The 11,054-nt window shown below is 42.1% G+C and carries 8 protein-coding genes and 1 tRNA gene; 2 read left to right on the top strand and 7 right to left on the bottom strand.

What is annotated here, in order from left to right:
- Positions 1 to 595: S-adenosylmethionine:tRNA ribosyltransferase-isomerase (locus ABY436_RS16345; RefSeq protein WP_372740000.1), on the bottom strand; the 595-nt coding region annotated here is incomplete at its 3' end.
- 218 nt (positions 596 to 813) lie between these two features.
- Between ABY436_RS16345 and ABY436_RS16340 the strand changes: the two genes are divergently transcribed.
- A tRNA-Leu gene (locus tag ABY436_RS16340) sits at positions 814 to 898 on the top strand.
- 376 nt (positions 899 to 1,274) lie between these two features.
- Positions 1,275 to 1,745 carry a VOC family protein gene (locus ABY436_RS16335; protein WP_372739999.1) on the top strand — a complete coding sequence of 157 codons (471 nt, stop codon included), beginning with the start codon at positions 1,275 to 1,277 and terminating at the stop codon, positions 1,743 to 1,745.
- Positions 1,746 to 2,692: 947 nt separating this feature from the next.
- Here the strand turns inward: ABY436_RS16335 and ABY436_RS16330 are convergent.
- The 6 genes from ABY436_RS16330 to ABY436_RS16305 form a co-directional block, all read right to left on the bottom strand.
- Complete coding sequence (locus ABY436_RS16330) at positions 2,693 to 5,719, bottom strand: type I restriction endonuclease subunit R (RefSeq protein ID WP_372739998.1); 3,027 nt, start codon at positions 5,717 to 5,719, stop codon at positions 2,693 to 2,695.
- A gap of 207 nt (positions 5,720 to 5,926) precedes the next feature.
- Positions 5,927 to 6,472, bottom strand: a complete 546-nt coding sequence (locus ABY436_RS16325; protein WP_372739997.1) for a hypothetical protein — start codon at positions 6,470 to 6,472, stop codon at positions 5,927 to 5,929.
- A 3-nt stretch (positions 6,473 to 6,475) separates the two neighbouring features.
- A complete protein-coding gene (locus ABY436_RS16320) occupies positions 6,476 to 7,195 on the bottom strand; it encodes a DUF3800 domain-containing protein (protein WP_372739996.1) in 720 nt (239 codons plus the stop codon).
- Between the two features lie 48 nt (positions 7,196 to 7,243).
- The gene (locus tag ABY436_RS16315) at positions 7,244 to 9,286 is read right to left on the bottom strand and encodes a DUF262 domain-containing protein (protein ID WP_372739995.1); all 2,043 of its coding nucleotides are present in this window, start codon (positions 9,284 to 9,286) and stop codon (positions 7,244 to 7,246) included.
- The gene (locus ABY436_RS16310) at positions 9,279 to 10,778 is read right to left on the bottom strand and encodes a DUF262 domain-containing protein (RefSeq protein WP_372739994.1); all 1,500 of its coding nucleotides are present in this window, start codon (positions 10,776 to 10,778) and stop codon (positions 9,279 to 9,281) included. The genes ABY436_RS16315 and ABY436_RS16310 overlap by 8 nt, the downstream gene beginning before the upstream one ends.
- A 16-nt stretch (positions 10,779 to 10,794) precedes the next feature.
- On the bottom strand, positions 10,795 to 10,977 hold the full coding sequence (locus ABY436_RS16305; protein ID WP_372739993.1) for a restriction endonuclease subunit S: 183 nt from the start codon (positions 10,975 to 10,977) through the stop codon (positions 10,795 to 10,797).
- Positions 10,978 to 11,054 lie beyond the last annotated feature (77 nt).

The following is an 11,054-nucleotide window of genomic DNA, read 5'->3' as shown; positions in this document are numbered from 1 at the left end:
CTTTTTGAATGCCTTTTTCATCCAGCTTAGCCAGCAATGCCTCATCAAAATGCAAACCTGCGGTGGGCGCAGCGACAGCACCCGGCTGCGAGCTATACACCGTTTGATAACGCTCTCTGTCTTCCAGCTGATCTTCACGCTTCATATAAGGCGGCAAAGGCATATGCCCATGCTGCTCAAGCAGATCAAGCACCGGCGTTTCACCGGCAAACTCAAGCTCAAACAAATTCTCGTGGCGCGCGATCATCGTCGCTTGCGCAGCACCTTCGAGTATCAACACCGTGCCGGGTTTAGGTGATCGGCTGGATCTGACATGCGCCAACACGCGATGCTGATCCAGCACTCGCTCCACCAGCACCTCAACCTTTCCGCCTGAGGCCTTCTCACCAAACAAACGCGCAGGAATCACCCGGGTATTATTAAAAACCACCAAATCGTCCGGCGTTAACAGTTCCAGCACATCCGAAAAATGTCGATGCGCTAACTCACCCGTATTACCATCCATGCACAGCAAACGACTCGCCGTACGCTGCGCCAGCGGATAACTGGCAATTAGCTCCTCAGGGAGGTCAAAATGAAAATCTTTTACCTGCATATCACTACAAAAAGGCCGTTAAAGAGGCCGGTGATTGTACAGCAAAATTAATTTTTTTATCATCATTAAAAATATAGGGATTGACGTACGGCGAAAGCTGCCTATAATACGCCCACACTTTACGAGAGTAAGGTGATTGATCGATGTACCGGTGTGCTGAAATAGCCAAAGCATCGTGTATAAAATGGCTTGCGTAGCCATGTAGAGTTAAGTGTTGAGCCAGTGTGGTGGAATTGGTAGACACGACGGATTCAAAATCCGTTGCCGCAAGGTGTGCCGGTTCGAGTCCGGCCACTGGTACCATTTAACTCCTTGATAAATAAGCAGTTATTTTAAACCCGAGCGCTTTATGGCCCTCGGGTTTTTTATGTCTACAATTTAGGTCTACATGGATAAATTTCTTTAAATCAGGCAGAACTCCTCGGCTACTGCCAGCTTACGGGTAGTTATTTGGGTAGAGCATTTCAAGACTCGACCCATAGGATCTATTTCCCACAGAAAAAGGGTGCGACTTCACACTTAGCGCAGCCCACGAATAAGCTCCCATACTGGATAACAGAAGCCCGGAAAATGCGCTGATGCTACTTACCCAGACCACTACCGAGTGGTCTTTTGACTTGAATAAATTTATTCAGACTTACTCAAATTATCGTTTTAAAATATAACCGAGGAATCTGTTATGAGAAAAAAAGTATCGCCGATACCTAAAGGGTATCGCACCGTCACACCAGTAATTGTGGTTAAAGGGATTCAGGATGCCATCGAATTCTATCAGGGTTGCTTTGGTGCTGAACTGAGTCATAAATTTCTCAGCCCGGATGAGCTGACGGTGGTTGCCGCCACGCTCAAGATAGGTAACTCATTGGTGCGCGTGATGGAGGAGTCATTAGAAAACAAGATATTAAGCCCTTTAACACTAGGGGGCGCTGCTGCCAGCCTTCACCTTTACATCGATGATATTGATACACTCTGGCAACAGGCGCTAGATTGCGGCGCATCCCCTGTTACAGGGTTGCAAGATGCCTACTGGGGTGAGCGATACGGAATCATATCGGACCCGTTTGGCCATCATTGGACCCTGGCGTCCAAGATTGAAAATTTGTCTAAAGATGAGCTGGCTGCCCGTACGAAAGAAGCCTTTGCCGGTTGATAGAAATCTTTCATTCTGCATAAAAGCACAGCTATCGGATGAGCTGTGCCATTGTATAGACTCTTAAGACTTAGCCTTTAATGCCTCCTCCAGGCACTGACAAGGGCCTCATCACCCAAACCAGAATCAAGAGAGAAGCCTAAAGCAGTGGCTTCTCTCTATTAATTAAACGCCCTCCCCTGAAATGCTGATAGTTCGATGCTGCTCACCACTACCAAGATTAACAAAGTTATGAGCCATCGCATGGAGAGCAAACCTGATTTAAAAAATACACAAGCAACAGTCTGTTTTGAGTGGTTCGCCCTTAAAGGTTCATTTTAAGTGGTTTCATATTTTATTTGCAGGTGATTGCCATGGCTGGCGTGCGGCTCTTTTTGGGTATAGCCTAAGTGAACTAGGCATTCTGGCTGACTCAACGGGTGTATTTGGGTTTTAGACCAATATTTTAAATCTCATAAAAGGTGAACGGTTTGCCCGAGATCCCTTGCCCAGCCACCTAAACCCCTAAAGCGAACGTTGAACAAGCGGTCAAACAAAGGCCAAAACCATTTCAAATATTGAAATAACCCTGACATTAGATGATAGCGATAAAGCATAGGTGTAGCGTTCGGATGGCTTACTGGCGACAGTCCGAGAGTGGCGAACACCACGCACTAAAGCAATACGCCTGATGAAACTGGGCGTTCGTGTTCAGGCAGTAGTTGCCGTGGCGGTACTACTACCAAAGTCATATTATGCAGTTCAAAAACTCCGGGGATTAAATAAGCATTATCCAATGCTTATTTAAAGTCTCAGGGGCTTGATGCCTTAAGCGATGGTTGGATCAAGCTTCATGATTTTCAGTGAACCGCCCTGTGCGGATCTAATGTGCTTTAATACCCCAAGGGTACAGGTAGAGGAGCTCCTAGCATGTCAGTATTCCTCATGCCTATATGTGGAATAAAAATTCATAGTCCTACCGTCCGCTGCATACTATGTGTCCAAGAAGCTTTAAAAGCACTATCTCCAGCAAATAGCTTATAAAGCTCTAACTCATCTTTACGCCTTGCTAGCATCACCTCTTTAAGCATTTTTTCAAAGGCTAATTCGCGGTTATGTGGGTCTGGGTTATTCTGATATTTAGCTTCAAAGTCTGGGTGGCTTTTCACGCTTTCCGCTATATTGATGAACTTAACTTTCTGTTCTTCTGGTGTCGCACTCCAACCTTGAAACCAGCGCTCGTTAAAGCTCCTGATAATATCGTCTAGTGGATCACGGTCGTCATCACCGCCGTGTGCTCCACGAGGATTAGGGTTTTGCGGGTCCAGTTCACTTTCACCGTCATCCATGCCAATACTATGATTGAGCTTCACACGCTCTAAGCCATATGAACTCAAATCTACAGAGTCTAATAATGCATCCAATGCTTCTGAATCAGGATCTTTAACGATTAGTTTTGGGACTAAAAATTTAAGGAACCAAAACAACTTTTCCCAGGCAACAATTTCATACGGCATGATCGAAGCCATTTGTCCGTAGATTTTTACAAACTGCTTGGCTTTAATCTTAAAATCAATTTTATCGTCATCTTCAAGCGCTAGCTCTACATTAAAACGATTCGCTGCAACATCAATGATTGGACTTAAGGTTTGCGCATCTTCATTGTTAAAATATCGTGTAACAAAATCTTCAACTTCGTACCATTCATAAACACCTACATCATCCATAGCATCTTTAAGTTCGTGCAATACGTTAACATCTGTCGCTTCAGACAACGTGGTTGAAGTATAAAATGGATCAAATGCAGTTTTAATCTCATCAACACTGTTGAAGAAATCAAGCACAAACAAGTCTTCCGTCTTCTTACCAAGTTTAGGTGATGAGCGATTTAAACGAGATAGCGCTTGAACACAAAGCACACTCGCTAGCTTCTTATCAACATACATAGTGCACAGCTTTGGTTGATCAAACCCGGTAAGGTATTTATTGGCAACTACCAACAAACGATACTCATCGGTATCAAATTTATCTTTGGTTTCACTTTCAGCAAAGCCGTTCATTTCGGCTTCAGTATACTCAATACCATCCACTTCTTTTGTGCCAGAAAACGCTATCGCAATTTTGAACGGGTTGCCTTGCGCTTCTAATACTCGTTTAATCGCTTTGTAATAACGAATAGCAGTAACGATGTTCTGCGTTACGACCATGCCTTTACCTTTACCACGCAGCTTTTTGGCATTCACCACATGAGGAATAAAGTGCTCTAGCATAATTTCAGCTTTGGTATCTATTGTATGCTGACTGGTTTCTACATAGGCACGTAAACGCTTTTGGGCCTTTTTAGTATCGAACTCTGGGTTATCTTGAATCGACTTTTCTATCTCGTAATAGCTTTTATAGGTTGTGTAATTAGCAATAACGTCCAGAATAAAGCCTTCTTCGATCGCTTGTTTCATTGAATAAAGGTGAAATGGTTTGAAGCTGCCGTCATCTTGTTTTTGGCCAAATTTCTCTAACGTACTGTTTTTAGGTGTAGCAGTGAACGCCAAATACGAAGCATTACCTCGCATCTTGCGAGAGCGCATTGCCTGTAATACTTTATCTTGCGCATCTTCAGCTTCTTCAATTTCTATCTTGCCCATTGCTCTATTCATATTGTCGTGAGCTGACCCCGACTGTGAACTGTGCGCCTCATCAATAATCACAGCAAAACGCTTATCACTTAAATCACTAATACCATCAATGATAAATGGAAATTTTTGAATGGTTGTAATGATGATTTTCTTACCATTCTCAAGTGCAGACTTAAGCTCAGACGATTTGAATGCAGGAGCAACAATATTCTTTACTTCAGAAAACTCTTTTATGTTCTCTCTAAGCTGTTTATCAAGTAATCGTCTATCCGTTACTACAATCACTGAATCAAATAAAGGTTGCTCTATACCTTTACTGCCGGGTAAATCGGCACTAACCGGGTATGTTTCAATTAACTGATATGCAGTCCAAGTAATTGAATTAGATTTACCTGATCCTGCTGAATGCTGAATTAAATATGTATGGCCAACGCCGTTGGTTGAGACATGATCGACCAGTTTACGAACGACATTCATCTGATGGTAACGAGGAAAAAATAGCGTCCGTTTTTTCAAATCATCCTTGCTACTGCCATCTAAGCGAACAAAGTGTTGAATAATATTGGCAAGACAGGCTTTGCTGAACACTTCTTCCCACAAATAGCTTGTCTTATGTCCATGCTGGTTTGGAGGGTTTCCTTGACTGTTGTTATTGCCCTTATTGAAAGGTAAGAAAAAGGTACTTTTACCCGCCAGCTTAGTGGTCATATATACTTCATCAGTATCAACCGCCATGTGAACCAAGCAGCGGCCAAACTGTAATAATGGCTGGGAGATATCTCGGTCATTTCGATATTGCTTTTGACCGTGATAACGCGCATTTTGCCCAGTCCAATGGTTCTTGAGCTCCAAAGTTACAAGTGGAATACCATTGATAAATAAAACAATATCTATTTCTTGTAATGGATTCGCTTGGGAGTACCTAAGCTGTCGTGTCGAACTAAAAATATTGGCATCAAAATTTTGTTTAACCGAATCACTACTACTAGCAAGGGGAGCTGGATACATTAGGTTCAAGTGAGCATCTTCTACACTTAAACCTTTTTTCAGTAAATGCAGCACACCATGCTTCTTTATTAATCGGTCGAAGCGCTCTAGTACCTTACGCTGCCAGTCATTTGGGCTATTCTTTTTCAGCTTTTCTAATTCTTTCTCTTGGGTATTTTCTAGAAACTGCCAAAAGAAATTTGTATCTAAGGCATAATGCATATCAAAATCATTCGGTGAGCCAAGCTTATATAAGCGGTTACCATAGTCTGCCGCTGCTTCTTGAACACCTGCTTTGACGTCTTCTAAGCACGTACCTGTTAGATATTTTTCTATCGCCGCTTCTAAAGCTTGCTCATTGGTTTGACTAACCATAAACGTCCATCTTCCTGTATTTACTGGCTTTCCCGCCAGTTACTAATATCTATATATTCGCTAATGCTATTTATGGTCTATGCTTATTACATCAAAGCCATTGACACAGACCTAGAGAGTCTTCAGAATCCAATCCGCTCACCTACCATTGCGTAGAAAGAGGTGACCGCTATCGTCCGGTCCATAATAGGCGACCATTCCTTCTCTCTAAAACCACTCACAACCTTGTAAATCTTGATTTACACCCGATGTATATTCCGCATACAACCTAGCATAGCTGGCTCTTTTATAAACCTCAGTGATATAGAAGCTCGTCACTAAAAAGGCACCTGAAGCCCCTAACTTCTGAACAATCACTACAAAATCATGCTGATGAGCCCATAGGTACAACCTTATTGGTTTCCTACCCGTAGTTTCTTTACGATAAAATAGCTTAATGTCGGTATGGTTATGGTTCAGTAGAATTGGCCTAATCCAATCTATTCGACTTGCTCTATCAGGATCAAGTAGACGTGATTTTGAAGGGATAAACTGATTGCCCTGCCTTACCCTTACCGTTCTTTCACGCGTCGTAATATGCCAAAAAACTTCTTCACGCCCATTCCTCATTCCTTGCCCATTAGGGTCAAGATAAATTGAGCCCGCTAACAAAGTACGCTGCTCAATGAAGTCCTCCTCAAAAAACAAATAAAGATAATCAAATATTTCAGTATCTGAACTCAAATCCGTTAAATCAATTGGGACTGCTAACATGCACTACCTCCCTTCCACTGACGGAGCAAAACGGAATATATTAAAATTCCTCTCCCAAGGTGGGGTGCCATAATTCAGTGCATGACCTACCTTCTGCTCTAGGTAGTCAATCACCTGGCATTTAATCTTGCTTGTATGCCCAATGTCGCTGCGATTCTTATAACTCACAGCCCCTATAATTAGGTCACACAGCTGAATCATTTGCGACTCATAAGACTGAATAATATAAATGTCGACTTTCAGTCCTTCACGGCTCTCTGTTTTTAGCACATCACAAAGCTTCTTCGCCTTCTCGCCACCCATGGTGTCCATATAATCAAGGTAAATTTTGTACTCATTACCGGGCTGTAAAAAGTCACGTAAGGTGTAGTAGAACATCTTGTAATAAAAAAGATTATGGGACCCTTCATTATAAGCATTATGCTCAAGGCGCTCTTTATGCTGCACAACAGTGGCTTTAAACCAAATGTCCTCATCATCAAACAGCAAGTCAATTAACGCTTTATAAAAATCAATTTGTTTAGCAACCAACTTGGTCCACTTTAATTCAGTATGATAATTATGTTGATGTCTTAACCACTTAATATGCTTATTCAAAGCTGTAGCTTTCTCAGTCGTGCAGCGAATACCACCAAGCACCATGATATCTGCGCCATCATGCTCTAGATGACAGCTTTCATCACAGAATATTTTATAAACTGGAGTTGTGCCTTTTTTATCCAATATTCTGACTCCTAAGGGCCCGTTTATTTATCTGATTATCCATACTGATTACTTGCCACCATAGTGCCCAGCTAAGATATTTAACATATCGCTTTGGTGCTGTTTTATTTGTTTTTCCTGCCAGTCATCTTGCTCTTTCAGCAACTTGAACATGGCTTTTAGTTTTAATGAGTCATATTGAGGCTTGGCTTCAAAATCGACCAGTTTCTTTTTAACCGCTTGGTTGCTGTATGACGAGTTCTCACCCGGGCTTAACAATACCAAGTTACCGAAGGCATCTAGAAAACATCTTTCTAGCTTATTTTGGTGCTCTTCATTTTGCGGATATACATGCTCAACCGAGTTTTTAGCGGTTATGCGGTATCTTTTGAATTGTTCTAAATGCTTATCTGGCTCTTGTTTCCACAGGATATATTCCAGTTTGTGAAACCAGTAATGCTCAAAACTGGTGCCTTTTGCTTCTGCAAAATAGCCAACCCTTGCTTGCCAAGTATCTACATCTGGCTGTTGCTGCTGGGCTTGCTTAAAGCTGGCTGTTTTTTGAGTTTCATCTTCACTGGCGATTGATAAGTCATTATCAATCTTCTCAAGCAAAGCTATAGCTTGATCATCTTCAGTGATGCCTTTTTTGATTAACCCTGCAATAAAAGGTGTAATCCAATACTGGGCACTACGCTCACCGGTAAAGTTACGCACACTTTGCAGCATCACCAGTTCATTAAGCTCTTTCTGTGTGCGGTTAATGTACCACTTGTCACTTGATTGGCTACGGCTTATATAGGTTAAGCGTAGTTGTTCATCATCGCTGTCGTCGCGCTCAACCCATTTCACCACCCAGCGATCAAACTGATAGCGCACTTGCCATAGTGTTTTAATAAAGGCCTTTACTTCTTCTTCACTGGCTTGGGTGAGTGGCTCAAAGGTTTCTAATAGTTTGTCTGCATGTACGCGGGGCAGTACATCTTCTGATGCGCCATTTAATTCGATAGCATGGCTGGCTAAATAAATGCGATAAGCATGAATCAACAATAACGGGAAGCCGATGATTGGGCGGCAATAAACCGTTTCGGTTTCTAAATCGTATGAACCCACTTGCTGATCATTACTACCCTTGTCTGGTGCTAGTTCTTTACTCGCATTTGCTGGGTTTTCGTTTAACTGCGCAGCCAGTTGCGCAATGGTTAAACCCTGTTTTTGCTGTGAGTCATTGGCCTGTTTTACAAACAGTGCTTCATCAAAGCTGGATAAATGCTTTGATTCAATATCGTTCCACGGGGCATTGGGGAAAACTTTTCGCACATTACGTTCAAAATAGTTTTCCATGTGTTCACAAGTCACCCACATGGCATCGAACAAAGGTTTATCAGTAGAGACCTGTTTAAGCAGTTTTGATTTTAAAATATCGGTCTGTTCAAGCTGCACCCCTGCGGTATTCATGGTGGCAAACAAACGGTTTAAATCCATTTGTTGCGGCACAATGTTATTCACCCATTGCACGTTATCAAATATGTAACCACCCAATAAAATACGGTCATCTTGTTTTAGGGCTTTAACTTGCTGTTCTAAGACCTGCAAGGCCGCATAAATACGCTTTAGGTATGGGCTTTCTGCAATGGCTTCTAAGCCTGGAAATAGATAATCATCTAAGCCAGCCAAGCTGCCTAATAAGTGCTGCACCTGTTCACGAATGATAAATTGCAATCTGGGCTGGTTATTAAAAGCCGCCATATCCGAAATTTTGGAATCTACATTTGCCATTTTAAATGCAAGCGCGATGAGTATTAATGTGGTGGTGCGTTGCTGGCCATCAATTAATTCATAAATACCATTACCATGCTCGTCTTGCTCTATGGAGGTGAGTACCGTACCAATAAAGTAGTTTGGCTCTTTTGCCACACGCGCATCATTAATATCATTAAATAACTTTAATACTGCCTCGTCTGGCCAAACGTAAGGACGCTGATAGCTGGGTATACTAAATTGATATCCATTAGCCTGAATGTAGCTTAACGTCAGTACTTGGGTGGCCACGTTTTCCTGAGGCGATTTAGCCGATTCGATATTGGAATGGTTTAGCGTTAAATTATCCATGTGGCGACCCTTGATTCTTTAACGTGTTTTCAAGCTTATCCACATGTGTCCCATTACCCAAAGGGAGAATAAAACCATCTAAATGAGCGGTATATTCATTCGCAAGCGCTTGTGGTGATAAGTTTGAATCCACCTCTATTTCAAAGTGTTTTAATACTTTAAATATGAAGCGTTTTTTTACGCTGTTTTTATCGGCGGCTAAATTGGCTTGGTCGGTTTTAAAACTAAAACGGTCTAAATAATCAAAGCACATGCTTGAGGTGTAACTGGCGGCGATCCAATCAAGTACAGGGTTATCACGCACAAATGCGGATATAGAGTTTTCTCGTACGGCTTTTTGATTGCTCACCCGTGGCGAGTAAATTACCCGAAACAGTTTTTTAGCGGCAATGTCTAATTGCTGCTCACCAAACTGGCTAATGTAAATTAACAAAGCGGTATCGTATAAACCTTTTACATAACTACAACCATCAAGCTTGCAAACAAGATTTTGATAAAAACTAAAAAAGTGTGAAATGGGTTGATCGGATTGAACTAACTTATAATTGCCAGACAGGTATTTTTTTCTTAACCCTTCAAAATACGTCAAATAATGAATGGTATTGATGCCACTGTTTAATGGCTGGCGCAGCTCATAACCTTGCTGGGCTTGTTTATCTATTTGGCCACCATCAGGCAAGTAAGCCCGTTCAAAACGCCCGAAGGCAATATCGTTGCCTTTACCTGTGCTTTCCCCTAACTCGCTTACTATCGCACTTCTGACTAAATGCGGCTGACGATGAGAAGGCACATTACGGTTATACAGCTTTTGCCAATAACGTCCTTTCACTAACGATCCAACAATCGGGTTTAAGTCACCCAATGCTTCCCACTTGCTAGCAAATTCATTTTGGCTATTACGCTCAATGGCTCGCAAGTGATGGGCTTTAATAATGTCTGGCCCGCCAAGCCTTACACCACCTGTATTTTGGGTTTCAAAAAAACGATAAGCATCGTCTTCTGAGCGTGTAACCACCAAGGTCAGGTTAATTTTTGACACATCAAATGCCGCTATTTGAGTTAAGCCATTGCTTTTTAGCCATGCTAAGTTGTGCATAATTTGCTGTTGGGATTCTGGTGAATCGTAACTTAACTGCAATGCAAAGGGCTTTTGCCCTTTTTCGGTTTTAGCCAGGCTTTGCACAAACGCAATTAATGCCAAGGTGGTTAGCCGCTGCTGGCCATCAATAATATTCAGACAGCCGTTTTCTTCCGACTGGTGCAAAATCACACTGCCTAAATAATAGCCGTACTGTGTATCACTTTGAGCAATGTCGTTTAGATAAAGCTGATAATCACTTAACAGTTTTTTAATCTGCACTTCGCCCCAGCGATACGGGCGCTGGTATTCCGGTATGGTAAGCGCGCCACTAATTTGCGAGCCATCCGAAGCCTTAATAGCTTGCTGATTAAATATTGCATCTAGGGTACAACTAGCAACCGCCACTGACATAATACGTCCTTATTGGTTAACAACCAGAATCCACTTCCGGTACTTTTATTTTACCGGTTACGGCGCTGTTGATCAGGGTGGCTTTGTATTCTTTTAGTTTTTCGATTTGTTGATCTGTTGATAGAATGCTTTCATTGCGTATTCTGGTGAAGTTGAACGGTGATTCTGGTCGAACGTGAACACCTGAAGTTTCCCGCATTGGGCTCTCAGTCTTTTTACCCTAAGTGTTCACGTTCAGTCAATTCGGACTGTATTTTCCGCATTGATTCTCCTTTT

Origin of the sequence: Neptunomonas sp. (assembly GCF_041601355.1) — a bacterium.
Taxonomy (GTDB): Bacteria; Pseudomonadota; Gammaproteobacteria; order Pseudomonadales; family Balneatricaceae; genus Neptunomonas.
This window is presented reverse-complemented; position numbering and strand designations above follow the sequence as displayed.